The organism is Diaphorobacter nitroreducens (assembly GCF_002214645.1).
In the GTDB taxonomy this organism is placed as follows: domain Bacteria; phylum Pseudomonadota; class Gammaproteobacteria; order Burkholderiales; family Burkholderiaceae_C; genus Diaphorobacter; species Diaphorobacter nitroreducens.
Genome location: NZ_CP016278.1, coordinates 2,463,589 through 2,488,824, shown reverse-complemented (window position 1 = coordinate 2,488,824; position 25,236 = coordinate 2,463,589). Strand labels below are relative to the sequence as shown.

Below are 25,236 nucleotides of genomic sequence, written 5' to 3'. Positions count from 1 at the left end.
TGGCCCGGGGAACCGGCGGGGCTGTGCGTGAGCCGCACCTCCAAGTCCTCTACGATCCGGGGCCCTCTGTTTAACCTTGGAGTAACTCGCAATGAAAAAATCCCTGATTGCCCTGGCAGTGCTGGCTGCTTCCGGCGCCGCAATGGCCCAATCCTCCGTGACGCTGTTCGGTATCGTTGACACCGCTTTCGGCTACGTGGACAACGCTAACGCCGCTGGCGACAGCGTGTATGGCCTGAGCACCAGCGGCAACGCAACGAGCCGTCTGGGCTTCCGCGGCGTGGAAGACCTGGGTGGCGGTCTGAAGGCTGGCTTCTGGCTGGAAGGCGAAATCTTCGGTGACAACGGCAACGCAGCTGGCTTCAACTTCCAGCGCCGTTCCACGGTCAGCCTGGCTGGTGGTTTCGGTGAAGTGCGCCTGGGCCGTGAACTGACCCCTGGCTACTCCAAGACCAGCTCCTACGACCTGTTCGGTCAGACCGGTATCGGCCAATTCATGGGCTGGAGCAACTGGTACGGCACGAGCGGCGATGCCAACGGCATCCGTTCGAGCAACATGATCAGCTACTACACCCCCAACTTCAGCGGCTTCACCGCTGGCCTGGGCTATGGCTTTGACGAGCAAACCTCCGGCAAGGCCGGCCGCTACGTCGGTGGCTACGTTGCCTACGAAAACGGCCCCCTGGGCGTGGCTGTGTCGTACGACCAGCGCAACCTGGCTGCCGACGCTGAGCGTAACGCTCTGACCGTGGCTGGTTCTTACAACCTGAACGTTGTGAAGCTGAACGCCATCGTCCAGCAGACCAAGGATGACGTGCCCGGCGCTTCCGACCGCAAGGTCAACGCCTACGCTCTGGGTGCTTCCGCTCCCGTGGGCGCTGGCGAAGTCAAGCTGCAGTACGCTCTGTACGACCAGAAGGCCATCGACTCCAAGGCTCACCAGATCAGCCTGGGTTATGTCCACAACCTGTCCAAGCGTACGGCTCTGTACGGCACCGTGGCTTACATGAAGAACAAGGACGCTTCCAACCTGGGTCTGGCTGCCAAGAGCCTGAGCACCGGCGGCCCCGGCGCTGGCGAGAACCAGACTGGCGTGCAACTGGGTATTCGCCACTCCTTCTAATCTCGGGCTGGCGTGAGGCCAGCTTGGATAAAGAAGACAAAACCGCTGCCTTCGGGCAGCGGTTTTTTTTCGTCTGCGGTTTGGTGTCTCTTGTGCGACGATTTTTCGGGTTAACCCCTGTGGCTGTAAAGCGATGGGCCCTTGCCCCTGCTCGGCGGGTTTTCAACAATGAAGCCTCCTCGCTTCCTGCCAAGAACACGATTTGGCCGCAGGGCCCCTGGTGGAGGAGAAGTCGAGTGTTGTGAAGCGAGTGGCGCACGTCCAATGAGCGAGTTCATCAAGGCGTGTCTGCGAATCTTGAGCCGGTTATCAATCCAAGAGGAGTCTGTCGTATGCAAAAGAAAATTGTGGCTGCCCTGGCGCTGTGCGGCGCGGGCGTGGCAATGGCCCAGTCCGCCGGTACCAGTAAGGTGGAGCTGTGGGGTATCGTGGATGCCGCCGTGCGTCACACCAACAACGAAGGTGCCGGCAAGGATGGCCTGACGAAGATGATCGGTGGCGGCATGTCGCAAAGCCGCTGGGGCATCAATGTGGAGGAGGACCTGGGTGGCGGGTCCAAGGCCCTGGTGGTGCTGGAAAACCGTCTCAATGCCGATGACGGCAGTGTTTCCACCCCCTTCTTCCAACTGTCCTATCTGGGTCTGCAAGGCCCTTATGGCCGCCTGACTGCCGGACGTCAGTGGAACGTCCTGTTCGACGTGGTGACCAGTACCTACGCTTCGTTCCCGTATTCCCCCTACATGGAAGCCTACAAGCCTGAGTTGGGAATGGCCATGGGCGCGCGTACCAGCAACATGCTGAAGTACACCTTCGCAACGCCGGACCGCAGCTTCGTAGGCTCGCTGCAATATTCATTTGACGAGAACAACGACACCAAGGCATTGGAAGCTGGCCTGCCTGCCTCGGCGGCGCAAGTGCCTGCCTACGTTGCAGGCACCCTGGGCGGTGGCGCCTGGAAGACGGCTGGCGGCTACCTGCGCTACTCCGCGAGCGGGTTTGCCGTCGGCGGCGGCTACATGCGCACGACGCTGCCAGGCGGCACCGACGTAGACGCCTGGACTCTGGGCGGTTCGTACCGCACGGGTCCGTGGTACTTCAACACGGGCTATGGCCTGAACAAGGCGAAATACGCTACGGTGACCAACCCGATCCAGGGTTTCCGTAACCTCGTAGACGGAGCGATCCTGGGGCAATTCTGGGCCGGCCAGACCAATGGCGGCTTCCAGCCGGGCGACGCCAACAAGCGCCAACTGTTCAAGGTGGGCGTGGGCTATCAGCTGACGCCTCAGCTCAACCTGGGCGCGCACTACTTCCGCGGTAAGCAGTCGGGCTCGGCCACGGGTGCTTCCAACGGCAACGTCAACTTCTACGTGGCCGTGGCGGACTATGCCTTCAGCAAGCGCACCGATGCCTATTTTGGCGTGGACCACACCAGCATCAGCGGCGGCAGCGCGCTCGTGCTGGATGCGGCGAGCGGCGCACGCAGCCGTACCGGCATCACCGTGGGTGTCCGCCATCGCTTCTAAGGCACATTGAGTGGGGAGGGAAGGGCCCTTATGGGCCCGCCCCGATTTCAAACAACCTCCTTCGGGAGGTTGTTTTTTTCTCGAAGTACGGGTTTTGCCCTGCCGAGCGTAGATACGCAGTCCGGGCATTGGTTTTGCATTAGCACTGCGGATGAATGGCGGCGCATCTGCGATGCACCATTTCAGGGATTTCCCTTTGCCAGTGGCCACGGCCACGCTGCCATAGTCGCTCCTTTCTATAAAAGAGGATTCCCATGCGAATCAATGCCTTGATCCTTTCTCTTGCGGCCGCCTGCGCGGCGGCCGTGGTTCCAGCGGCGCATGCCAAGACCTTCAAGTGGGCCAGCCAGGGCGAAATCGCCACCTGGGATATCCACTCCCAAAACAACGCGCTGCAAAACGCCATCCATTCGTATGTGTACGAAAGCCTGGTCTACTACAACAGCCGTACCTTCGAGGTCGAGCCCATGCTGGCGACGGCGTGGCGAGAGGTCAGCCCCACACAAGTGCGTTTCACGCTGCGCCAGGGCGTGAAGTTCCACGATGGTTCCGCCTTCACGGCCGATGACGCCGTGTACTCGCTGCAGCGCGCCATGTCCAAGACATCTAACTACACGCCGTATGTGCAAGGCATCGACAAGGTGGTGAAGGTGGATGCGCAGACCATCGACATCTTCCTCAAGTCGCCCAACCCCGTGCTGCTGCGGCAGATGACCGAGTTGCGCATGATGAGCAAGGCCTGGGCCGAGAAGAACCGATCGGTGGAGCCGAAGGACATCAAGGGCACCGATGAGAACTTCGCCCATCGCAACGCCATGGGCACGGGCCCCTACACGCTGGAGACATGGCAGCCCGACGTGAAGATGGTCTTCAAGCGCAATCCGAACTGGTGGGGCCAGATGGAAGGCAACGTGACCGAGATCGTCTACACCCCCATCAAGTCGGCCGCCACGCGCATTGCCGCCCTGCTGTCGGGTGAGGTGGACCTGGTGCTGGACCCATCACCGCAGGATCTGCCCCGCCTGCGCTCGTCGGGCAACATCAAGGTGGTGGACGGACTCGAGAACCGCACCATCTTCCTGGGCATGGACCAGTTCCGCGACGAACTCGTGGGCTCCAACATCAAGGGCAAGAACCCCTTGAAGGACCTGCGCGTGCGCAAGGCGCTGTACCAGTCCATCGACGCCAATGCCCTCACGCGCAACATCCTGCGAGGCCTGGGCAAGCCGACCGGTACCCTGGTGGCGCCGCAGGTCGCAGGCTGGTCGGAGGCCGTGGGCAAGCGCATGCCCTACGACGTCGAGGCCGCGAAGAAGCTGCTGGCCGAGGCCGGCTATGCCGACGGTTTCGAGGTGGACTTCGCCTGTCCCAACAACCGCTACATCAACGACGAGGCCATCTGCCAGGCGGTCACCGCCATGTGGGCGCGCATCGGTGTGAAAGCCAAGCTGCGCACGCTGCCGCTGGTGACCTACTTTCCCATGATCCAGCGCAGCGAAGCCAGCATCTACATGCTGGGTTGGGGCGTGCCGACCTTTGACGCGCTGTACAGCCTGCAATCGCTGGTGCGCAGCGTGGGCACTGGTGGCGATGGCAACTACAACGTGGGTCGCTACCGCAATGAGCGCATGGACTACCTGGTGGACCGCATCAAGGCCGAGACGGACGCTCCGGTGCGCGCGCGCATGCTGACCGAGGCGCTGCAGCTCTCCAACGACACGGTCTCGCATCTGCCGCTGTACGACCAGGTCATCCCCTGGGCCATGAAGAAGAATGTGGAGCTGGTGCATCGCGCCGACAACCGCATCGACATGCGCACCGTCAAGGTCCAGTGAGCGGCCGTGCCATAACGTATCGCCTGCGTGCGGAAAGCACCCGCGCAGGCGAACCACGGCCAGGCTAAGCACCCGGCCGCTGCGGGGACGAGCCTTGGCTGCGCCCCGATGCCTGCTAGCATGGCCCGACATCTTGCAAAAGCCCGAGAATGCTTGCCTTCATCCTGCGTCGACTTATCCAGGCCGTGATCGTCATGGTCGCCGTGGCCTTCATCTCGTTCATGCTGTTCCAGTTCGTGGGCGACCCCGTGGTCTTCCTACTGGGGCAGGACGCCACGCCCGAGCAGATCACCGAGATGCGTGCTGCCCTGGGGTTGGACCAGCCATTCATCGTGCAGTTCTGGCACTTCCTGGTGAATGCGGCGCAGGGCGAATTCGGGCTCTCCCTGCGCCAGGGGGCCAAGGTCTCGCGGCTGATCGCCGAGCGCTTCCCGGCCACGCTGGAGCTGGCGCTGGTGGCCGCCTTCATCGCCCTCGCGGTGGGAATGCCCATGGGGGTATATGCGGCGCTCAAGCGCGGCACCTTCACCAGCCAGGTGTTCATGACGCTGTCGTTGCTGGGTGTGTCGCTGCCCACGTTCCTGATCGGCATTTTGCTGATCCTGGTGTTCTCGGTCACGCTCGGGTGGTTCCCGAGCTTTGGGCGCGGTGATGTCACGCAACTGGGCTGGTGGAGCACGGGTCTGCTCACGGCCAAGGGTTGGCACCACATCACGCTGCCGGCCATCACGCTCGCCATCTTCCAGCTCACGCTGATCATGCGCCTGGTGCGCGCCGAGATGCTGGAAGTGCTGCGCACCGACTACATCAAGTTCGCCCGTGCGCGTGGCCTGACCGACCGTGCCATCCACTTTGGCCATGCGCTCAAGAACACGCTGGTGCCGGTGATGACCATCACCGGCCTGCAACTGGGCGGCCTGATTGCGTTTGCCATCATCACCGAGACGGTGTTCCAGTGGCCCGGCATGGGCCTGCTGTTCATCCAGGCCGTGACCTTTGCCGACATCCCCGTGATGGCCGCTTACCTCTGCCTGATCGCGCTGATCTTCGTGGTCATCAACCTGGTGGTGGACCTGCTGTACTTCGCCGTGGACCCGCGCCTGCGCGTGGGCGGCAAGGCGGGAGGGCACTGACATGCAGGCCGTACAGCAGCGCTTGAAGGCAGGCGGACGCGCTTTCGCGCACATCGCGCAGTACCACCCGGAGCTCACCGCATTCCGCCGCGACCTGCATGCCCACCCCGAGCTGGGCTTTGAAGAGGTCTACACCAGCGCCCGTGTGCGCGAGGCGCTGCGGCACGCCGGCGTGGACGAGGTGCACGAAGGTATCGGCCGTACCGGCGTGGTGGGCATCATCCACGGCCAGGGCCGCAGCAGCGGCAGCATGATCGGTCTGCGGGCCGACATGGACGCTCTGCCCATGGCCGAGCACAACGATTTCGCCTGGAAGTCCTGCAAGAGCGGCCTGATGCATGGCTGCGGCCATGATGGGCACACGGCCATGCTCGTGGGTGCAGCGCGCTACCTGGCGGCCACGCGCCATTTCGACGGCACGGCGGTGCTGATCTTCCAGCCCGGCGAGGAAGGCCTGGGCGGTGCGCGCGTGATGATCGAGGACGGGCTCTTCGAGCGCTTTCCCGTGCAGTCGGTGTACGCCATGCACAACTGGCCGGCCATGCGGCCCGGCACCGTGGGTATCAACAGTGGCGCCATGATGGCGGCGGCCGACCGCGTCACGATCGAAGTGACCGGGCGCGGCGGCCACGGTGCGCATGCGTACCAGACGGTGGACGTGGTGCTGGTGGCCGCGCACATCGTCACCGCCGTGCAGGGGATCGTCTCGCGCAACGTGCGGCCGCTGGAGAGCGCAGTCATCAGCCTGTGCGCGGTGCAGGCGGGCGACCTGGGCGCGTTCAGCGTGCTGCCGGGCACGGCCACGCTGGTGGGTACGGTGCGCACGTTCGACCCCGCCGTGCAGGAGATGGTGGAGCGCCGCATCAAGGAGCTGTGCAACGCCATCGCGCTGGGCTTTGGGGCTACCGCCACCGTTCGCTACGAGCGCATCTACCCTGCCACCATCAACACCGAGAGCGATGCGCGCTTCGCAGGCGACGTGGCTGCGTCGCTGGTGGGCGAAGAAAACGTGGACCGCGACCTGGAGCCGAGCATGGGCGCGGAGGACTTCTCCTTCATGCTGCAGGCCCGGCCCGGCGCCTACCTGCGCCTGGGGCAGGGCATGGGCGCTGGCAACAGCACCTTGCACAACAGCCGCTACGACTTCAATGACGACGTGCTGCCCCTGGGCGCGGCCCTGCATGCCGGCCTGGTCGAGCAGGCCATGCCCCTGGGGCAAGCGCAGTGAGACCGCACGGTACAGCAGCATGATGCGGAGCACGGTCTGGATGCGAAATATGGCCCTAGCGCTTGTACTGCAAGCGCTAGCAGCTATATTTTGGTAGCTAATGCGCAAACCATCCGTGTGGCCAACCAGGGCGATGCGCTGTCGATGGATCCACATGCGCTCAATGAATCGCTGCAGCTCAGCCTGACCGGCAATGTGTACGAGCCTCTGGTGGGACGCAACAAGGATCTGAGCCTGGTGCCTGCGCTGGCACTGGCCTGGCGTGCGACCACCCCCACCGTATGGCGCTTCGAGTTGCGCCGCGGCGTGTCCTTCCACGACGGTGCGCTTTTCACGGCCGACGATGCGGTGTTTTCGCTGCGGCGCGCGCAGTCCGACGGCTCGGACATGCGCAGTTACCTGAGCGGCGTGCGCGAGGTGCGCAAGCTGGACGCGCACACCATCGAGATCGAAACCCGCGAGCCCACGCCGCTGCTGCCGGCCCTGCTGTCGCACGTCTACATGATGAACCAGCGCTGGAGCGAGGCGCAGGGCATCGCGCAGGTAGGCGAGGCGCGCGGGGCCGCGGGGCACGCCGCCGCGCTGCGCGCCAATGGCACGGGGCCGTTCCGCCTGGCCGAGCGCCGCCCGCAGCAGCGCACCGTGTTCGAGCGCAACATGCGCTACTGGGGCACCATCGAGAGCAACGCACGCCAAGTCGTCTTCCTGCCCATTCCGGACAACGAGGCGCGCGTGGCCGCGCTGCTGGCCGGCCGCGTGGACGTGATGGAGCCCGTGCCGGTACAGGACATCGAACGCGTGAGCGCCGCCGGACTGGTCCGCGTGGTCACGGGGCCCGAGCTGCGCACGCTGTTCCTGGGCATGGACCAGCACAGCGACGAGCTGCCGTACGCCAGCGTGCGCGGCGCCAACCCCTTCAAGGACCGGCGCGTACGCCAGGCCTTCTACCAGGCCATCGACATCGATGCGCTCATCAAGAACGTGATGCGCGGCGCCGCCACGCCGGCCGCGCTCATCGTGGGACCGGGCGTCAATGGCTTTCAGCCCGACGTCAAGCGGCTGCCGCACGACGTGGCGGCCGCTCGCGCGCTCATGGCGCAGGCCGGCTATGGCGAGGGCTTCGCGCTCACGCTGGACTGCCCCAGCGACCGCTATGTGAACGACGCAGCGCTGTGCACCGCCATCGCTGCACAGCTGGCGACCCTCCAGGTGCGCGTGACGGTGCGCGCGGAGCCCAAGGCGCAGTACTACCCGCGCATCCTGCGACGCGACGCGGGCTTCTACCTGATGGGCTGGACGCCCTCCACCTACGACGCACACGGTGCGCTGAACGCGCTGGCGGCCTGCCCGCGCGGCGAAGGCGCGGGCCACTTCAACCTGGGGGGCTATTGCAACTCGCGGCTGGACGCGCTGCTGCTGCAGGTCCAGACGCAGACCGACAAGACCCGGCGCGATGCGCTGCTGCGCGAGGCCTTGCTGCTGCAGGCCGCCGACATTGCCTACATCCCGCTGCACCAGCAGGCCCTGGCCTGGGGCGTGTCCAAGAAGATCCGCCTGGTGCAGATGGCCGACAACACCATGCCTTTCAAGTGGATGGGCGTGGGCCCCTGACCGTACGACCTTGCCGCCTTCCCCCCTTTTTTGCCTGACCCTTCGCCCATGAAACAAACGCTCTTGCGCTGGTACGACAGCGACGTGGCCCACAGCTTTCGCACCTCGCCCGTGGCCATCATCGCGGCGCTGATTGCCGCCGTGTGCGTGTTCTGCTCCATCTTTGCCGGCTGGGTGGCGCCACACAACCCGTTCGACCTGAGCACGCTGGAGCTGTCGGACGCGCGCTTGCCGCCCGTGTGGCAGGCCGAAGGCACCTGGAAGTACGCCCTGGGCACCGATGACCAGGGCCGCGACATACTCTCGGCGCTGATCTACGGCGCGCGCATCTCGCTGGTGGTGGGCCTGGCCTCCGTGGCGCTGTCGGTCGTCGTAGGCGTGGCGCTGGGGTTGGTGGCGGGCTTTCGCGGCGGATGGGTGGACGGCGTGCTCATGCGCCTGTGCGACGTGATGCTGTCGTTCCCCGCCATCCTGATCGCGCTGCTGATTGCCGGCGTGGGGCGTGCGGTGTTCCCCAACGCGCCCGATTCGCTGGCCTTCGGCGTGCTGATCCTGTCGATCTCGCTCACGGGCTGGGTGCAGTACGCGCGCACCGTGCGCGGCTCCACGCTGGTGGAGCGCAACAAGGAATATGTGCAGGCCGCGCGCGTCACCGGCGTGTCGCCGCTGCGCATCATGCGCAAGCATGTGCTGCCCAATGTGCTGGGGCCGGTCATGGTGCTGGCCACCATCCAGGTGGCCACGGCCATCATTACCGAAGCCACGCTGTCCTTCCTGGGAGTGGGCGCGCCGCCCACGTCGCCCTCGCTGGGCACGCTGATCCGCATCGGCAACGACTACCTGTTCTCCGGCGAGTGGTGGATCACTGTCTTCCCCGGCGTGATGCTGGTGCTGATCGCGCTGTCCGTGAACCTGCTGGGCGACTGGCTGCGCGATGCACTCAACCCGCGCCTGCGCTGAAATGGAACACCTCCTGAGTCGCTTTGCGCCTTCCCTCCGCTCTCGCATGGCTGCGCCATGCGGGCAGGGGGGCGCAGCCCTCGCTGCGGGGCGGCGCGGCCGGCCCGGACCCCTGCTCGGCTGCCCTCGTTTTGGGGGGCGCCCGTTTCATGCGATGCGGGCGGCGCGCACCGCACTGGATAACTGATATGTCACTTCTCGAAGTCCACAACCTCGTCGTCGAATTCCCTGGCCGCCGCGGCACGCTGCGCGCGCTGGACAACGTGTCGTTCTCCATCGCACCGGGCGAGATCCTGGGTGTGGTGGGCGAGTCCGGCGCGGGCAAGTCGCTCACGGGCGCGTCCATCATCGGTCTGCTGGAGCCGCCGGGGCGCGTGGCCTCGGGCCAGATCGTGCTGCAGGGCCAGCGCATCGACAACCTGCCGCACGAGCAGATGCGCCACATCCGCGGGCGCAAGATCGGCGCGATCTTCCAGGACCCGCTGACTTCGCTCAACCCGCTGTACACCGTGGGCCAGCAACTGGTGGAGACCATCCTCACCCACCTGCCCATGAGCGCCGCGCAGGCGCGCCAGCGGGCCATCGACCTGCTCAAGGACACCGGCATTCCCGCGGCCGAGCAGCGCATCGACCACTACCCGCACCAGTTCTCGGGCGGCATGCGCCAGCGCGTGGTGATTGCCCTGGCGCTGGCGGCCGAGCCGCAGCTCATCGTGGCGGACGAGCCCACCACGGCGCTGGACGTGTCCATCTAGGCGCAGATCATCCAGTTGCTCAAGAGCATCTGCAAGACGCGCGGCGCGGCCGTGATGCTGATCACCCACGACATGGGCGTGATCGCCGAGACCTGCGACCGCGTGGCCGTGATGTACGCCGGCCGCGTGGCCGAAATCGGCCCCGTGCACGAGGTCATCAACCAGCCCGCCCACCCCTACACCGCCGGCCTCATGGCGTCCATTCCCGACATGGATCAGGACCGCGAGCGCCTCAACCAGATCGACGGAGCCATGCCCCGCCTGAACGCCATTCCCGAGGGCTGCGCCTTCAACCCGCGCTGCCCGCGCGCCTTCGACCGCTGCCGCCAGGCGCGCCCCGACCTCATGCCCGCCGGCGCTACGCAGGCCGCCTGCTGGCTGCACGACGTGACGAGCGAGGTGGCTGCATGAGCTCCACGACGACCACCACCGCACCGCTGGTGCAGGCGCATGACCTCGCCAAGACGTTCGATGTCTCCGCGCCCTGGCTCAACCGGGTCATCGAGCGCAAGCCGCGCGCGCTGCTGCATGCGGTGGACGGCGTGGGATTCACGATCGAGCGCGGCAAGACGCTGGCCCTGGTGGGCGAGTCCGGCTGCGGCAAGAGCACCGTGGCGCGCCTGCTGGTGGGGCTGTACGAGCCCACGCGCGGCGGCCTCACCTTCGACGGGCAGGACGCGCACGCCGCTTTCAAGGGCAAGGATGCGCGCGCCATGCGCCGGCGCATCCAGATGATCTTCCAGGACCCCTATGCCAGCCTGAACCCCCGATGGCTGGTGGAGGACATCATCGGCGAGCCCCTGCGCGAGCATGGTCTCATCACCGACGCTGCACAACTCAAGAAGCGCGTGGGCGAACTGCTGCAGTCCGTGGGCCTGTCGCCGCTGGACATGGCCAAGTACCCGCACCAGTTCTCGGGCGGGCAGCGCCAGCGCATCTCCATCGCGCGTGCCCTGGCCACCGAGCCCGAGTTCCTGGTGTGCGACGAACCCACCAGCGCGCTGGACGTGTCGGTGCAGGCGCAGGTGCTCAACATCATGAAGGACCTGCAGCGCCAGCGGCAGCTCACCTACCTGTTCATCAGCCACAACCTGGCCGTGGTGCGCCACGTGAGCGACCAGGTGGGCGTGATGTACCTGGGCCGGCTGGTGGAGCTGGCCGACAAGAAGGTGCTGTTCGAGAACCCGCGCCACCCTTACACGCGCATGCTGCTGGACGCCATCCCCAAGATGCACGACACCGGCCGCGCGCGCACGCCCGTACAGGGGGAGGTGCCCAACCCGCTCAACCCGCCGCCGGGCTGCGCGTTCAACCCACGCTGCCCCTACGCCAACGACCGCTGCCGCACCGAGCGCCCCCAGCTCATTGATGACGGCGGCACGCGCGTGGCCTGCCACGGCGTGCAGGAAAAACGCATCCCGTTGGCGGAGTTGGCGGTATGAGGGCTTGATAGAAAAACGGCCCTAACGCTTGTGCAGCAAGCGGTAAATGCTCTTTTTATGTGAGCAAAAAGGGGCCGCGCGCCCCCTGTTCTACGGGCGTCCGCGTGGGGCTTTCACGGCGCTGTCATCCTTGCTTCCCACCATCTCCACTCTGTAACGATTCAACAGGGAGCGAGAACATGGGTTCGTGGATGCAATGGGCCAACAAGCCCTACGGGCGGCGGGTGCGGATGGGCGCGGTGGCGCTGGCGGCGTGTGGCGTGCTGGCGGCATGCGGTGGCAACGATGACGACGAGGCCCAGCCGCTGGAGCTGACCGTCCTGCACATCAACGACCACCACTCCACACTGGACGCCAAGTCCAAGACGCTGAAGCTGTCCACGGGCGGCGCCGCGCCTGTGGACGTGGCCGTCGAAGCCGGTGGCTTTGCGCGCGTCACCGCGGCCTTCGACAGCCTGGCCAAGGCCGCGGGCGCCAACGTGCTCAAGCTGCATGCGGGCGACGCGCTCACCGGCACGCTGTACTTCAACCGCGCGGGCGCGGACGGCGAGGCCGATGCTGCGCTGATGAACACCGTGTGCTTCGACGCCTTCACGCTGGGCAACCACGAGTTCGACAAGGGTGACGCGGGCCTCAAGGGATTCCTGGACCTGCTCAAGAAGGGGGCCTGCAAGACGGCGGTGCTCAGCGCCAATGTGAAGTTCGGTGCCGGCTCGGCGCTCAACGCCACCAAGGCACCCGGTTACGTGCAGCCTTCCACCGTGGTGGAGCGCAGCGGCCAGAAGATCGGCATCGTCGGCCTGACGATTGCGGGCAAGACCAAGGCCTCGTCCAGCCCCGACGCGGACACCACCTTCGAGGACGAAGTCACGGCGGCGCAGCGTGAGATCGACAAGCTGCGTGCCCAGAGCATCAACAAGATCATCGTCATGAGCCACGTGGGCTATGGCTACGACAAGGAAATCGCCGCCAAGCTCAGCGGCGTGGACGTGATCGTGGGCGGCGATTCGCACACGCTGCTGGGCCCCGACGCGCTCAAGACCACGGGCGTGGGCACGCCCAGTGGCGCCTATCCCACGCGCGTGACCGACAAGGACGGCAAGAACGTCTGCGTGGTGCAGGCCTGGGAATACGCGCAGGTGGTGGGCGAGCTGAAGGTGCGTTTTGACGGCAAGGGCGAGGTCACGCAGTGCAGTGGCACGCCGCATGTGCTGATCGGTAGCGACTTCACCATCAACAAATTGCCCCCGACCGATGCCGAAAAGAAGGCTATCGATGCGGACGTGGCAGCCAAGGGCTTTCTGCGCGTGACGCAACCAGCCGCCGCTGCCACCACGGCGCTGCAGCCGTTCAAGGACCGCGTGGCCGTCTTCAACAAGACCAACGTGGCGGTGGTGCCGAAGGAGTTGTGCTTCCGCCGCGTGCCGGGCAATCCCGGCTCGGGCGGCTCCAGCCCCACATGCAACGCCGAGGGCAGCGTGCATCTGCGCGGTGGCGACATCCAGCAGCTGGTGGCGCAGGCCTACGTGGACGAGGGCAATGCCAAGTACGGCGGCGCCGACATCTCGCTGCAAAGCGGCGGCGGTGTGCGGATTGCGCTGGACGGCACGGTGACAGCAGCGCAGGTGATCCAGGTGCTGCCGTTCGGCAACATGCTGTTCCGTCTGGACGTGACCGGTGCGGAGGTCAAATCCATGCTCGAAGACGGTCTGGAGGCCGTGTTCAAGGCGGGCGGATCGACCGGGCCCTATCCCTATACCGGCGGCCTGCGCTTCGACGTGAACGCCTCGGCCGCCTTCGGCCAGCGCGCCTCCGGACTCGAAGTGCGCAACGCCGCCACCGGCACCTGGGGGCCGATCGATCCGGCCAAGACCTACAGGCTCTTCGTGTTGAGCTTCAACGCCACGGGCGGCGACGGCTACAAGACGCTGGCGGCCGTGCCCGCGGCGCGGCGCCTGGACATCGGCGTGCTGGATGCCGATGTCTTCTTCAGCTACATCGACAAGCAGCCGCGCGACGCCGCCACCGGCCTGCCCGTGCTGAACCGGCTGCCGCACGAGCTCTACAGCACCAAGAGCTTCGCGGGGCAGTGACGGGACCCGTGAAGTGAACGGCGGGAATGCGCGGGCATACTGACGGTTTCCCGTCAACGAACCCCAGGAGTACCGCGCATGACCGCCTTCACCCTCACCAGTCCCGACATCGCCGACGGCAGAACCATTGCACAGAGCTTCGAGTTCGACGGCTTTGGCTGCAGCGGTCGGAACCAGTCGCCCGTGCTGCGCTGGAGCGGCGCGCCCGAGGGCACGAAGGGCTTTGCCGTGAACGTGTACGACCCCGACGCGCCCACGGGCTCGGGCTTTTGGCACTGGTATGTGATCGATCTGCCGGCTTCGGTGAGTGAGCTGCCCGCCAACGCCGGCGCCAAGGGCGGCGCCCACCTGCCGGCTGGCGCGCGCCAGATCCGCAACGACTACGGGCAGTACGCCTGGGGCGGCATGTGCCCGCCGCCGGGCGACAAGCCGCACCGCTACATCTTCACGGTGCATGCGCTGTCGGTGGAGCGTATCGATGTGCCCGACGACGCCCCCGCCGCGCTCGCCGGCTTCATGGTGAACGCCCACACCCTGGCCAAGGCGAGCTTCACCGCCACCTACGGGCGCTGAAGCGGTGCTCTGAAAAAAAGAGCTGCTACCGCTTGCCATTGCTTGATTTCAGATGATTTTGAGCCTGAAATCAAAGCAGGACAGGCGGTAGCAGCTATTGTTTTTGTGCTTCCCCATAGGGCGCACGGCATGGAACTGGCGCGCCCCATCCCAGCAGCCGCCGCGCAGCGGGCTTGGCCCGGGCGCAGCCGCTCAGGGGGGCGTCCTCAGGTATACCGCTTGGCCCGCAGGTTGTTCTTCATCTGCTGCAGCACCGGCTGCAGCGGCTCGCCGATGCGCAGCGCCACGCAGGTGGCGACCACGTCGATGATGAGCAGGTGCAGCAGGCGCGAGACCATGGGGCTGTAGCGGTCATAGCCCTCGGGGTGGTCGGCCGCCAGGTGGATGCGGCAGGTGTGTGCCAGCGGAGAGCCGCTGGCGGTGATGGCGATGGTGGTTGCGCCGTTCTTGCGCGCGATGTCGGCTGCGTCCATCAGGTCGCGCGTGCGGCCCGAGTTGCTGATGATCACCGCGCAGTCGCCCGGGCCCAGCAGCGTGGCGCTCATCACCTGCATGTGGCCGTCGCTGGTGGAGATGCTGGTGATGCCTAGGCGAAAGAACTTGTGCTGCGCGTCCTGCGCCACGATGCCGGAGTTGCCCGCGCCATAGAACTCGATGCGCCGCCCCGTCTGCCAGGTGCTGGCGATGGCCTCGGCCGCACGCTCCAGCGCATTGGTACTGGCGGCGTTGCGGTACTGCAGGAAGGCGGCCACGGCGTTGTCCACCACCTTCACCAGCACGTCGTTGGTCTTGTCGTCGGCGTCCACGCTGCGGTGGATGAAGGGCACGCCCTCGCTCACACTGCCGGCCAGCTTGAGCTTGAAGTCCGCCAGGCCGTCATAGCCCATGCTGCGGCAAAAGCGCACCACTGTCGGCTTGCTGACGCGCGCGCGCACGGCCAGCTCGCGCACCGGCAGGTGGGCAAAGGCGCGCGGGTCGTCCAGCACGAGTTGGGCCACGCGCTGCTCGGCGGGGGCGAGCGAGGGCAGGGAAGCGGTGATGCGGTCTAGCATTCTTCCATCCAGGTGTGTCCTTCGCGGGCCACCAGCGCGCTGGCGGCGCTGGGGCCCCAGCTGCCAGCGGCATAGGGGCGTGGGCCTTCGCCACGGGCGTCCTGCTCGGCCCAGGCCTGCATGATGGGTTCCACCCAATGCCAGGCGGCTTCCTGTTCGTCGGCGCGCACGAACAGATTCAGGCGCCCGGCGATCACGTCCAGCAGCAGCCGCTCGTACGCGCCCACGCGCTGGCTGCCAAAGCGTTGGTCGAAGTCCAGGTCCAGCTGCACGGGCGCCAGCGCCTGGGCTTCGGAAATGCGCATGCCGCGCTTTTCCTGCCCCGCGGCAAACAGGTGCAGCGCCACGCCGTCGCGCGGCTGCAGGTGGATCACCAGGCGGTTGGCCGCGCCCAGCGGCGTGCGATAGATGGCGTGGGGCGTGGGGCGGAAGTTGATGGCGATGTGTGCCTCGCGCGCGGCCAGGCGCTTGCCGGTGCGGATGTAGAACGGCACGCCCGCCCAGCGCCAATTGGCGATCTCGGTGCGCAGGGCGACGAAGGTTTCGGTGGTGCTGCCGGGCGCCACGCCGTCCTCGTCGGCATAGGCGCGCACGCCCTCGCAGGCCGTGGTGCCGGTGGAGTATTGGCCGCGCACCACGTCCTGCAGCAGCGTGGCGGGTGTCCACGTACTCAGCGAACGCAGCACCTTGAGCTTCTCATCGCGGATGGCATCGGCATGGGCGTTGATGGGCGGCTCCATGGCGATCGCGCACAGCAGCTGCAGCGCGTGGTTCTGCACCATGTCGCGCAGCGCGCCGGTCTGGTCGTAGAAGGCGCCACGCTGCTCCACGCCCAACTGCTCGGCCATGGTGATCTCGATGCTGGCGACGGTCTCGCGCCGCCACAGGGGTTCGAACAGCGCGTTGCCAAAGCGCAGCGCCAGCAGGTTCTGCACCGAGGGCTTGCCCAGGTAGTGGTCAATGCGGAAGATCTGCCGTTCGTCGAACACGCTGCGCACCGCGGCGTTGATGGCACGGTTGGAAGCCAAATCGTGCCCCAGGGGCTTTTCCAGCACCACGCGGGTGGCGGGCGTCGCCAGGCCGGCAGCGCCGAGCTGCTCGCAGACGGTGGTGAACAGCGCGGGCGCGGTGGCCAGGTACATCACCACCGTGTCGGCGTGGCGCTCGCGCAGGCGCCGCGCCAGCAGGGCGTAATCCTCTGGCTGGGACAGATCCATGCGCTGGTACTGCAACAGCGCGGCAAAGCGTTCGAATTCTTCGTCGCTGGGGCGCTTTTCTCCCTCCACATCGGCAAAGCGCCGGGCAATCAGCGCGCGGTAGTCGTCGTCGCTCAGCGCGTCGCGCGCCACGCCGATGATGCGTCCCTGCGGCGGCAGCGACCCGTGGCGAAAGGCCTGGAACAAGGCAGGCAGCAGCTTGCGCCAGGCGAGGTCGCCCGTGCCGCCGAAGAGGACCAGATCAAAGCTCATGAGCCAGCTGCGGTAATGTGTAGAGGTTGATCGATGGGAAAACGGTGCCCGCATGTGCTCCGTATCCAGTGCACGATGTTATCGAGTTTCATGGTCGGCATTGACCGACACGGGGCGGGCCGTGGCCGCGCATACACTTGCCGGTTACGCGCCGGGGCAGGGCTCCCCGCGCCTTTCTCCCTGGACAACACGCCATGAACCAACTCGACGCGCTCAAGCAGTACACCACCGTGGTGGCCGACACCGGCGATTTCAAGCAGCTGGCCCAGTTCCAGCCGCAGGACGCCACCACCAACCCCTCGCTGATCCTGAAGGCCGTGCAAAAGCCCGAGTACGCGCCGCTGCTCAAGGACTGCGTGACGCGCTGGCATGGCCGCGCCATCGACGAGTTGATGGACCGCCTGATCGTGCGTTTCGGTTGCGAGATCCTGTCGATCATCCCTGGGCGCGTGTCCACCGAGGTGGATGCACGCCTGTCGTTCGATACCGCAGCGACCGTGGCGCGTGCGGAGCGCATCGTGGAGCTGTACCAGGCCGAAGGGCTGCACATCGACCGCGTGCTCATCAAGATCGCCGCCACGTGGGAGGGCATCCAGGCCGCGCGCCAACTGGAGCACCGCGGCATCCACACCAACCTTACGCTGCTGTTTTCGTTTGCACAGGCGGTGGCCTGTGGTCAGGCGAAGGTGCAGCTCATTTCGCCCTTCGTCGGACGCATTTACGACTGGTACAAGAAGCAGGCCGGCGCAAACTGGGACGAGGCCGCCATGGCCGGCGCCAATGACCCGGGCGTGCAGTCCGTGCGCGCCATCTACAACCATTACAAGCACTTCGGCATCGGCACCGAGGTCATGGGTGCGAGTTTTCGCAACACCGGGCAGATCGTCGCGCTGGCGGGCTGCGACCTGCTGACCATTGCCCCCGAACTGCTGGCCCAGCTGGCCGCCAGCGATGCTCCGGTGGCACGCGTGCTCGACCCCGAGGCGGCACGCCGCGTCGCGCTGCAACCCGTGCAGTACGACGAGGCGGGCTTTCGCTATGCGCTCAATGCCGACGCCATGGCCACCGAGAAGCTGGCTGAAGGCATCCGCGCATTTGCGGCGGACGCGGCCAAGCTGGAACAACTGATGCAAGCCGCTGCATGAATTTTGACGATCCCCGCACCCGCTGCGACCACACGACCGCGTGGCAGCGCCTGCGTGCCCATTACGAAAGCGCCGGCCGCAGCTTCGACCTGCGCGCCGCATTTGCGCAGGATGCGCAGCGTTTCGAGCGTTTCAGCCAGGACGCTCCGCATGTGTTTGCGGACCTGTCCAAGAACCTGATCGACGCGCCCACCGAAGCGCTGCTGCTGCAGTTGGCCCGTGAATGCGGCGTGGTGGCCTACCGCGATGCAATGTTCGAGGGCCGGCCGATCAACAACACCGAGCAGCGCGCGGTGATGCATTGGTTGTTGCGAAAACCGGCTCCAGGGCATACAGGTCAAGCGCAAGCAGCTATCGATACAGTAGCGCCTGAAATCGCCTCTGCCTTGCACGACGTGCACGCCACGCTGGAGGACATGCTGGCCCTCGCCGAGCGCGTGCGCGCTGACGACGGCATCACCGACATCGTGAACATCGGCATCGGCGGCTCGGACCTGGGGCCGGCGATGGTGGTCAAGGCACTGGACGACCTGCGCCATCCGGGCAAGCGCCTGCACTTCATCTCCAACGTGGACGGCATGGAGCTGGGCAGCCTGTTGCGCCAGCTGCGGCCCGAAAGCACGCTGTTCCTCATTGCGTCGAAGACCTTCACGACCGCCGAGACCATGTCCAACGCACAGGCGGCGCGTGCATGGTTCCTGGACCAGGGCGGCAGCGAGGACGCGCGGGCGCGGCTGCCGCTGGCGCGCCATTTCTATGCACTGACGACCAACCTGGAAGCGGCGGCGCAGTTCGGCATCACCACCACGCTGGGCTTCTGGGACTGGGTGGGCGGACGCTATTCGCTGTGGTCCGCCATCGGGCTGCCGATTGCCATTGCCGTGGGCGCGCCGCACTTTCGCGCACTGCTGGCGGGTGCACATGCGATGGACGAGCATTTCCGCACCGCGCCGTTGGAATCCAACCTGCCCGTGCGGCTGGCGCTGCTGGACCTGTGGTACCGCAATTTCCACGGCTTCTCCAGCCGCAGCATGGCACCTTATAGCCATGGCCTGCGCCGCCTGCCGGCGTACCTGCAGCAATTGGAGATGGAGAGCAACGGCAAGGGGGTGGATGCGCACGGTCAGCCGCTGCCCTATGCCAGTTCTGCCGTGGTCTGGGGCGAGCCGGGCACCAATGGGCAGCATGCGTTCTTTCAGATGATCCACCAGGGGCCCGACACCGTGCCCGTGGAGTTCATCGCGCTGCGCGAGCCGGGGCGTGATTTGCCGGACCAGCACCCGCGTCTGGTGGCCAACGCTTTGGCCCAGGCCCGGGCGCTGATGATGGGGCGGCCCGAAGAGGCCGACGGCCACAGGCGCTTCAGCGGCAACCGGCCGAGCACATTTTTGGTGCTGGAGCGTCTGGACCCGGCGTCGCTGGGCGCGCTGATCGCGCTGTACGAGCACCGGGTGTTCACCAGCGGGGCGCTCTGGGGCATCAACAGCTTCGATCAGTGGGGTGTGGAACTGGGCAAAGGCATCGCCAAGGATCTGGAGCCGCGTCTGGCCACGGGTGATGTGCAGGGGCTGGACCCGTCCAGCGCGGGGCTGTTGCGCCGTCTGGCGGCCTGAAACGGGGTGCGCTTCCTGCTCTGACGGGGCTCAGGCGCGCGCTGCCTGGGGCATGGCCGGCGCATCATCTACAGGCGCCGGCTGGAGTTCTGGAGCCAGGGCCACCCGGTTACGGCCCTGGTCCTTGGCGGCGTAGAGCGCCTGGTCGGCGCGCTCCAGCGTTTCCTGGGGTGACGAATGGGGCAGGTGCAGCGCCAGGCCGGCGGACATGCTCAGGCGCAGGCCCGGCGGTGCGTTGGGCACGGGCAGGGCAGCGATGGCTTCGCGCGTGCGCTCCAGCAGGGTCTGGGCGCTGCGTGGTTCGATGTCGCTGAGCAGCAGCAGGAACTCGTCGCCGCCCCAGCGCGCCAGCACATCGGTTTCGCGCACATTGGCGCGCAGGGCGTCGGCAAACACCCGCAGCACATGGTCGCCCATGGCGTGGCCGTGGTGGTCGTTGACGCGCTTGAAATGGTCCACATCGATCATGGCGAACAACAACGCGCCTTGCCCCCGGCGGCGCCGCCGGCACTCCAGCTGGATCAGCTCGACCATGGCGCGGCGGTTGTACAGGCCCGTGAGCTCGTCGCGCATGGCCAGCGCCCGGTTTTCCGCGAGGGCTTCGGCCAGCGCCTCACGTTGCCGGTCCAGGCGCTGGCGCATCTGCTGCACGCGCAGGTTCACCACCATGCACCCGGCCAGCACGATCAGGATCATGGCTGCGTAGGCGCCATCCATGACGTCAAAAGTCGTTGCGTAGAAACGCGGCGAGACGACCACCGCCACCGAGAACGCCGCCATCGCGTAGAGCCCGATGCCTACGACCTGGCGCGGCGGCAGGCCCAGCGCACCGAAGAACAGGATCATGGCCAGCACGGAGGGCACCACGCCTCGGCCTTCCCCTGCCAGCACGTAAGCCACGGCGCCGCTGGTGATGGTCCACGCCATTTGCACCAGGGTCAGGGACGGATCGCGCAGCTGCTCGGACCAGCCGGTGCGGATCAGCAGCGTGATGACTGCGAGCCCCCCCACCGAAAGCGCCGCCCACCACCGCACAGCGTCCAGGTGGTGGTTTGCGCTGGGGTGGTGCAGCAACAGCATTACCAGGGCGCTGGAGCTCATCAGCAGCAGCGCGAGCAGCGCCATGCCGACGCGCACACGCCGGTAGGGGTCGCGGGAGAGGATGCAGGGAAAGAGACGGCGAGGGGTCGTGTGCATGGCGGAGGCTCCTGCGAAGGGCCGTGCGATGGCGGTACGGCCAGAGTGAACCGCTAGCAATGAATTACTAATATTTACATATAAATACAATTATGCGAGGAGCGCAAAGCTTGCTTTTGCGTAGGGGTATTGGGGAAAGGCGGGCCAGATCCGCGCGCGGTGCGCCGCGGAAGGTCGCCCGCCACACACGCAGGCGAAAAAAACCCGCAAGCACTGCTTGCGGGTTGGGTGCTGCCTGCGCCTTCAGGGCGCAGACAGGGTTCTGGCAATTACATGCCCATGTCACCCATGCCGCCCATGCCGCCGGGCATGGCGGGGGCTGCGGACTCGTCCTTCGGCGCCTCGGCCACCATGGCTTCGGTCGTCAGCAGCAGCGAGGCCACGGAAGCGGCGTTCTGCAGGGCCGTGCGGGTCACCTTGGTGGGGTCCAGGATGCCCATTTCCAGCATGTCGCCGTAGGTGTCGTTGGCTGCGTTGAAGCCGTAGTTGCCCTTGCCGTTCAGCACTTCGTTCACGACCACCGACGGTTCGCCACCGGCGTTGGCCACGATCTCGCGCAGGGGGGCTTCGACAGCCTTCAGCACCAGCTTGATGCCGGCGTCCTGCTCAGGGTTGCCGGTGGACAGGTTGCCCACGGCCTGCTTGGCGCGCAGCAGTGCCACGCCACCGCCGGCCACGATGCCTTCTTCCACGGCAGCGCGGGTGGCGTGCAGGGCGTCTTCCACGCGGGCCTTCTTTTCCTTCATCTCGACTTCGGTGGCAGCGCCCACCTTGATCACGGCCACGCCGCCGGCCAGCTTGGCCACGCGCTCTTGCAGCTTCTCACGGTCGTAGTCGCTGGTGGCTTCCTCGATCTGGATGCGGATCTGCTTCACGCGGGCTTCGATGTCGGCAGCGGCACCAGCACCGTCGATGATGGTGGTGTTTTCCTTGCCCACTTCGATGCGCTTGGCCTGGCCCAGGTCGGCCAGCGTCACCTTCTCCAGCGTCAGGCCCACTTCCTCGGCGATCACCTTGCCGCCCGTCAGGATGGCGATGTCTTCCAGCATGGCCTTGCGGCGGTCGCCGAAGCCAGGCGCCTTCACGGCCACGACCTTCAGGATGCCGCGGATGGTGTTCACCACCAGCGTGGCCAGGGCTTCGCCTTCAACCTCCTCGGCGATGATCAGTAGCGGACGGCTGGCCTTGGCGACTTGCTCCAGCGTGGGCAGCAGATCGCGGATGTTGCTGATCTTCTTGTCGAACAGCAGCACGAAGGGGTTGTCCAGGATCGCGGACTGCTTCTCGGGGTTGTTGATGAAGTAGGGCGACAGGTAGCCGCGGTCGAACTGCATGCCTTCCACGACGTCCAGCTCGTTTTCCAGCGACTTGCCGTCTTCCACGGTGATCACGCCTTCCTTGCCCACCTTATCCATGGCGTCGGCAATGATCTTGCCCACGGACTCGTCGGAGTTGGCGGAGATCGAACCCACCTGGGCGATTTCCTTGGAGGTGGTCGTGGCCTTGGAGGCCTTCTTCAGCTCTTCCACCAGGGCCACCACGGCCTTGTCGATGCCGCGCTTGAGGTCCATGGGGTTCAGGCCGGCGGCCACGTACTTGGAGCCTTCGCGCACGATGGCTTGGGCCAGCACGGTAGCGGTGGTGGTGCCGTCACCAGCGATGTCGTTGGTCTTGGAAGCCACTTCCTTCACGAGCTGCGCGCCCATGTTCTGCAGCTTGTCTTTCAGTTCGATTTCCTTGGCCACGGACACGCCGTCCTTGGTCACCGTGGGGGCGCCGAACGAGCGCTCCAGCACCACGTTGCGGCCCTTGGGGCCCAGGGTCACCTTGACCGCGTTGGCCAGGATGTTCACGCCTTCAACCATGCGAGCGCGGGCTTCGCCGCCGAACACTACGTCTTTTGCTGCCATTTTTGGCTCCTATAAATTTGAATCAAATGGGCTGCCAACGCTGATCTATCAAGCGCAGGCAGCTATGAAAAATGAGTTGACCAGAAGGGATTACTTCTCGACGACTGCGAACAGGTCGTCTTCCTTCATCACCAGCAACTCGTCGCCATTGACCTTCACGGTCTGGCCGCTGTACTTACCGAACAGCACGCGGTCGCCGACCTTCACGTTCAGGGCGATCAGCTCGCCCTTGTCGTTCTTCTTGCCAGGGCCAACGGCCAGCACTTCGCCTTGATCGGGCTTTTCCGCAGCGTTGTCGGGGATCACGATGCCCGAGGCGGTCGTGGTTTCGCTTTCGATACGCTTGACGATCACGCGATCGTGCAGGGGGCGAAGATTCATTGCATCTCTCCTGATAACAAAAAGGATTGCGACATCAAACAACGCGCCCGCAACGCGGGCGCAGGGAACTGACACAGCGGTGTTGTTAGCACTCATCTGTTTCGAGTGCTAATGATAGAGGCATTCGTGACAGTTTCAAGGCCGCAGTGTCGACAGGGCCTGCGATCAAGGTGCGGGAGTGCGGAGGGCAGCCGCACTTCCCCGTCCGCCTCAGTGGACTGTGAGGCGCAAGAAGTGGTCCAGCATGTGGAAGTGGTCTTCAAAGAACGCTTCTTCCATGCCCGCGAGCCGGTCGATGGCCACCCACTCGGCATGCGCCGCGTCGTCAGCCGCCTGCACCGGGGGCAGCGGAGCGTCCTGCAGGTCGAAGTAGTGCGCGTGGGTGATCGTGCGGCCGCGTTGGCTGCGGTCGGGGTGGTCGAACACCGTCACACTGCGCAGCGCCGCGCGCAGCGTGGCCTCGGGCAGGGCGCAATTCGTTTCCTCTGCCAGTTCACGCAGGCAGGACTGCCACAGCGTCTCGCGTTGTTCGATGAAGCCGCCGGGCACCGCCAGCAGGCCACGCCCTGGTGCGTGGGCGCGGCGGATGAGCAGCACGTGGTCCTGGCAGCGCAGTACCGCGTCCACGGTCACGAACACCGGCGGGTAGGGCGCCGTTGCCCAGGCGGCGCGGTAACCGCGCAGCATCTGCCATTCCTGCTGCAGTGTGGCGAAGTGCGGCGTGTGGGCGAACTGCTCCAACAGCGCTTGCGTGGCGGGCGGCAGCATGGGCGCCAGCGGCTGCAGCGCATGGGCCACGGTGGCGGGTGTGGCGCCGAAGTAGGCGTCGCGGATGGCAGTCGCGTCGATGCGGCCCTGGCGCTCCATGCGTATCAATTCCCAGCCCGGAAAGGCGCTGAGGTAGCTGCTCGTGGCGTCCTTGAAATGGCCGACCAGCCCCACGCGCGCCTGCGGCGGGCTGTGGCGCGCCACCGCGTTGCGCACGGCCTCCACCCACACCGCCTCGTTGTAGTAGTCGCGCACCGGCAGCACGGTGAGGCGCGTGCGGTCGCCCTCGGGCAGGGCACCGCGCAGCATGGCTTCGCGTTCGTGCCAGGTGAACGGGTTCTTGGGTGTGCGCGCCTGGAAGGCCGAGCCGACGATGACGATGACCTGCCGCGCCTGCACCAGCGCTTCGCGCAGCAGGGCGAGATGGCCGGTGTGGACGGGCTCGAAGCGGCCGATGAGGATGGCGGTGTCGTACATGCGGCGATTCGTGTGTTCTCAAAAAAGTGAGCTGCTCGCGCTTGATGGATAAGCGCTAGAGGCAAATTTCGCTTGAAGTCGCCAGCCGTGCACCCTGGGCGTGCATCGCTTCCAGGAAGGCCTCATGCTGCGCCTCGAAGCCGGCCACGGGGCTCATGCAATCGGTAAGCAGCACCAGACGCCGCGGGCTCCACCCGGGGTGCAGGCGGGCCAGGTGCTGGATGATGTGCTCGGTGGTGGCGCGCACGCAGTGGCTGCTGGCCTCGCCTGCGATGAGCAGCAGGTCTGCGCTGGCCAATTGGTCCAGCAGATGGGTGTTCAGGGCGGTGTGCGGGTCGGCCGCGTCGGGTACTTCGGCCTGCACGGCGCTGTAGTGCTCGGTCCAGGGACTCATGCCCTTGAAGACGGACTGTACGGCGCGCAGGCGATGCGCCTGCCAGTCCCTGCACGCGGCCAGCACGTCGGTATGCACGCCATGGCCCCAGCTGCCGATTTCGCAATGCACGGGCCAGACCATGAGGGTGTAACGGCCCTGGGTTTCCAACGTGTCCAGGTAGTCCAGTGTGCGCGCCAGCGCGGCAGGGTCACGCGGCGCAAACGCACCCGCGCGGACCTGCGCAGCGGTGATGGCGGTGAAGGGCGCCGCCGCGCCCCCGTCGCTGCGCTGCCAGTAGGCGGGGTGCGCCACGTCGTAGCGCTGGTGCGAGTCGAGGGTGACAGTGATGTGGTCGATACCTGCCCCCTGCGCGAGGATGAACGCTGCCAGGCGCTGCATGTCCGCATGCGCGCCCGGAACGGGCAGCGCCGGGGCAGTTACCGCGCCGCTATGGGGATCGCGCCAGTGCCACGCGGCGGGCAGATCGCAGAAGTCGTTCTGAGGATCAATGGCGAGCAGGTGGACGGTGCGTGTCATGGCGCGGATGCGAGCGTGCAGGGCCTGCAGTG

19 protein-coding genes and 1 pseudogene are annotated in these 25,236 nt (G+C 66.2%); 13 read left to right on the top strand and 7 right to left on the bottom strand.

Features of this window, described 5'->3' with window-relative positions; genetic code table 11:
* Positions 1–91: 91 nt before the first annotated feature.
* The 11 genes and pseudogenes from BA022_RS11685 (at position 92) to BA022_RS11635 (ending at position 14,279) form a co-directional block, all read left to right on the top strand.
* Positions 92–1,123, top strand: coding sequence for a porin (locus BA022_RS11685; protein WP_088887586.1), 1,032 nt, complete (start codon positions 92–94; stop codon positions 1,121–1,123).
* Positions 1,124–1,455: 332 nt separating this feature from the next.
* Positions 1,456–2,649, top strand: coding sequence for a porin (locus BA022_RS11680; RefSeq protein ID WP_012655666.1), 1,194 nt, complete (start codon positions 1,456–1,458; stop codon positions 2,647–2,649).
* Positions 2,650–2,903: 254 nt separating this feature from the next.
* Positions 2,904–4,484 carry an ABC transporter substrate-binding protein gene (locus BA022_RS11675; RefSeq protein WP_088887585.1) on the top strand — a complete coding sequence of 527 codons (1,581 nt, stop codon included), beginning with the start codon at positions 2,904–2,906 and terminating at the stop codon, positions 4,482–4,484.
* A 149-nt stretch (positions 4,485–4,633) separates the two neighbouring features.
* Positions 4,634–5,617 carry an ABC transporter permease gene (locus tag BA022_RS11670; protein ID WP_012655668.1) on the top strand — a complete coding sequence of 328 codons (984 nt, stop codon included), beginning with the start codon at positions 4,634–4,636 and terminating at the stop codon, positions 5,615–5,617.
* A 1-nt stretch (position 5,618) separates the two neighbouring features.
* Positions 5,619–6,845: a M20 aminoacylase family protein gene (locus BA022_RS11665; RefSeq protein ID WP_088887584.1), complete on the top strand. Its 1,227-nt coding sequence runs from the start codon at positions 5,619–5,621 to the stop codon at positions 6,843–6,845.
* A gap of 90 nt (positions 6,846–6,935) precedes the next feature.
* Positions 6,936–8,456: an ABC transporter substrate-binding protein gene (locus BA022_RS11660; RefSeq protein WP_335583069.1), complete on the top strand. Its 1,521-nt coding sequence runs from the start codon at positions 6,936–6,938 to the stop codon at positions 8,454–8,456.
* 48 nt (positions 8,457–8,504) lie between these two features.
* Positions 8,505–9,416 carry an ABC transporter permease gene (locus tag BA022_RS11655; protein WP_011804140.1) on the top strand — a complete coding sequence of 304 codons (912 nt, stop codon included), beginning with the start codon at positions 8,505–8,507 and terminating at the stop codon, positions 9,414–9,416.
* Positions 9,417–9,604: 188 nt separating this feature from the next.
* Positions 9,605–10,582: pseudogene (locus BA022_RS11650) on the top strand (ABC transporter ATP-binding protein).
* Entirely contained in the window at positions 10,579–11,613 is a 1,035-nt protein-coding gene (locus tag BA022_RS11645) for an ABC transporter ATP-binding protein (protein ID WP_047350968.1), read from the top strand. The pseudogene BA022_RS11650 and the gene BA022_RS11645 overlap by 4 nt, the downstream one beginning before the upstream one ends.
* A gap of 179 nt (positions 11,614–11,792) precedes the next feature.
* A complete protein-coding gene (locus BA022_RS11640; protein WP_088887583.1) occupies positions 11,793–13,706 on the top strand; it encodes a bifunctional metallophosphatase/5'-nucleotidase in 1,914 nt (637 codons plus the stop codon).
* A 78-nt stretch (positions 13,707–13,784) separates the two neighbouring features.
* Entirely contained in the window at positions 13,785–14,279 is a 495-nt protein-coding gene (locus tag BA022_RS11635; RefSeq protein ID WP_088887582.1) for a YbhB/YbcL family Raf kinase inhibitor-like protein, read from the top strand.
* 206 nt (positions 14,280–14,485) lie between these two features.
* Here the strand turns inward: BA022_RS11635 and BA022_RS11630 are convergent, their stop codons facing one another.
* A complete protein-coding gene (locus tag BA022_RS11630; RefSeq protein WP_088887581.1) occupies positions 14,486–15,331 on the bottom strand; it encodes a MurR/RpiR family transcriptional regulator in 846 nt (281 codons plus the stop codon).
* Positions 15,325–16,800, bottom strand: coding sequence for a glucose-6-phosphate dehydrogenase (zwf, locus tag BA022_RS11625; RefSeq protein ID WP_088887580.1), 1,476 nt, complete (start codon positions 16,798–16,800; stop codon positions 15,325–15,327). The genes BA022_RS11630 and zwf overlap by 7 nt, the downstream gene beginning before the upstream one ends.
* Positions 16,801–16,994: 194 nt before the next feature.
* Here zwf and tal point away from each other — a divergent pair, with 194 nt between their 5' ends.
* Both tal and pgi read left to right on the top strand, forming a co-directional pair.
* Positions 16,995–17,945 carry a transaldolase gene (gene tal, locus BA022_RS11620; protein ID WP_088887579.1) on the top strand — a complete coding sequence of 317 codons (951 nt, stop codon included), beginning with the start codon at positions 16,995–16,997 and terminating at the stop codon, positions 17,943–17,945.
* Positions 17,942–19,558 carry a glucose-6-phosphate isomerase gene (gene pgi / locus BA022_RS11615; RefSeq protein ID WP_088887578.1) on the top strand — a complete coding sequence of 539 codons (1,617 nt, stop codon included), beginning with the start codon at positions 17,942–17,944 and terminating at the stop codon, positions 19,556–19,558. The genes tal and pgi overlap by 4 nt, the downstream gene beginning before the upstream one ends.
* Before the next feature lie 30 nt (positions 19,559–19,588).
* Here pgi and BA022_RS11610 read toward each other — a convergent pair whose 3' ends face one another.
* The 5 genes from BA022_RS11610 to BA022_RS11590 form a co-directional block, all read right to left on the bottom strand.
* Positions 19,589–20,755, bottom strand: coding sequence for a GGDEF domain-containing protein (locus tag BA022_RS11610; RefSeq protein ID WP_088887577.1), 1,167 nt, complete (start codon positions 20,753–20,755; stop codon positions 19,589–19,591).
* Between the two features lie 269 nt (positions 20,756–21,024).
* Complete coding sequence (groL, locus tag BA022_RS11605; RefSeq protein WP_088887576.1) at positions 21,025–22,665, bottom strand: chaperonin GroEL; 1,641 nt, start codon at positions 22,663–22,665, stop codon at positions 21,025–21,027.
* Positions 22,666–22,755: 90 nt separating this feature from the next.
* Entirely contained in the window at positions 22,756–23,046 is a 291-nt protein-coding gene (locus BA022_RS11600) for a co-chaperone GroES (RefSeq protein ID WP_011804151.1), read from the bottom strand.
* Between the two features lie 210 nt (positions 23,047–23,256).
* Complete coding sequence (locus BA022_RS11595) at positions 23,257–24,291, bottom strand: bifunctional nicotinamide-nucleotide adenylyltransferase/Nudix hydroxylase (RefSeq protein ID WP_012655679.1); 1,035 nt, start codon at positions 24,289–24,291, stop codon at positions 23,257–23,259.
* Positions 24,292–24,346: 55 nt separating this feature from the next.
* Positions 24,347–25,204: a cysteine hydrolase family protein gene (locus BA022_RS11590; RefSeq protein WP_088888602.1), complete on the bottom strand. Its 858-nt coding sequence runs from the start codon at positions 25,202–25,204 to the stop codon at positions 24,347–24,349.
* Positions 25,205–25,236 lie beyond the last annotated feature (32 nt).

What these genes read in the sequence shown, in the direction of transcription:
- BA022_RS11685 (WP_088887586.1), top strand. Translation starts at nt 92, where the DNA reads ATGAAAAAATCCCTGATTGCCCTGGCAGTGCTGGCTGCTTCCGGCGCC.
- BA022_RS11680 (WP_012655666.1), top strand. Translation starts at nt 1,456, where the DNA reads ATGCAAAAGAAAATTGTGGCTGCCCTGGCGCTGTGCGGCGCGGGCGTG.
- BA022_RS11675 (WP_088887585.1), top strand. Translation starts at nt 2,904, where the DNA reads ATGCGAATCAATGCCTTGATCCTTTCTCTTGCGGCCGCCTGCGCGGCG.
- BA022_RS11670 (WP_012655668.1), top strand. Translation starts at nt 4,634, where the DNA reads ATGCTTGCCTTCATCCTGCGTCGACTTATCCAGGCCGTGATCGTCATG.
- BA022_RS11665 (WP_088887584.1), top strand. Translation starts at nt 5,619, where the DNA reads ATGCAGGCCGTACAGCAGCGCTTGAAGGCAGGCGGACGCGCTTTCGCG.
- BA022_RS11655 (WP_011804140.1), top strand. Translation starts at nt 8,505, where the DNA reads ATGAAACAAACGCTCTTGCGCTGGTACGACAGCGACGTGGCCCACAGC.
- BA022_RS11645 (WP_047350968.1), top strand. Translation starts at nt 10,579, where the DNA reads ATGAGCTCCACGACGACCACCACCGCACCGCTGGTGCAGGCGCATGAC.
- BA022_RS11640 (WP_088887583.1), top strand. Translation starts at nt 11,793, where the DNA reads ATGGGTTCGTGGATGCAATGGGCCAACAAGCCCTACGGGCGGCGGGTG.
- BA022_RS11635 (WP_088887582.1), top strand. Translation starts at nt 13,785, where the DNA reads ATGACCGCCTTCACCCTCACCAGTCCCGACATCGCCGACGGCAGAACC.
- BA022_RS11630 (WP_088887581.1), bottom strand. Translation starts at nt 15,331, where the DNA reads ATGCTAGACCGCATCACCGCTTCCCTGCCCTCGCTCGCCCCCGCCGAG.
- zwf (WP_088887580.1), bottom strand. Translation starts at nt 16,800, where the DNA reads ATGAGCTTTGATCTGGTCCTCTTCGGCGGCACGGGCGACCTCGCCTGG.
- tal (WP_088887579.1), top strand. Translation starts at nt 16,995, where the DNA reads ATGAACCAACTCGACGCGCTCAAGCAGTACACCACCGTGGTGGCCGAC.
- pgi (WP_088887578.1), top strand. Translation starts at nt 17,942, where the DNA reads ATGAATTTTGACGATCCCCGCACCCGCTGCGACCACACGACCGCGTGG.
- BA022_RS11610 (WP_088887577.1), bottom strand. Translation starts at nt 20,755, where the DNA reads ATGCACACGACCCCTCGCCGTCTCTTTCCCTGCATCCTCTCCCGCGAC.
- groL (WP_088887576.1), bottom strand. Translation starts at nt 22,665, where the DNA reads ATGGCAGCAAAAGACGTAGTGTTCGGCGGCGAAGCCCGCGCTCGCATG.
- BA022_RS11600 (WP_011804151.1), bottom strand. Translation starts at nt 23,046, where the DNA reads ATGAATCTTCGCCCCCTGCACGATCGCGTGATCGTCAAGCGTATCGAA.
- BA022_RS11595 (WP_012655679.1), bottom strand. Translation starts at nt 24,291, where the DNA reads ATGTACGACACCGCCATCCTCATCGGCCGCTTCGAGCCCGTCCACACC.
- BA022_RS11590 (WP_088888602.1), bottom strand. Translation starts at nt 25,204, where the DNA reads ATGACACGCACCGTCCACCTGCTCGCCATTGATCCTCAGAACGACTTC.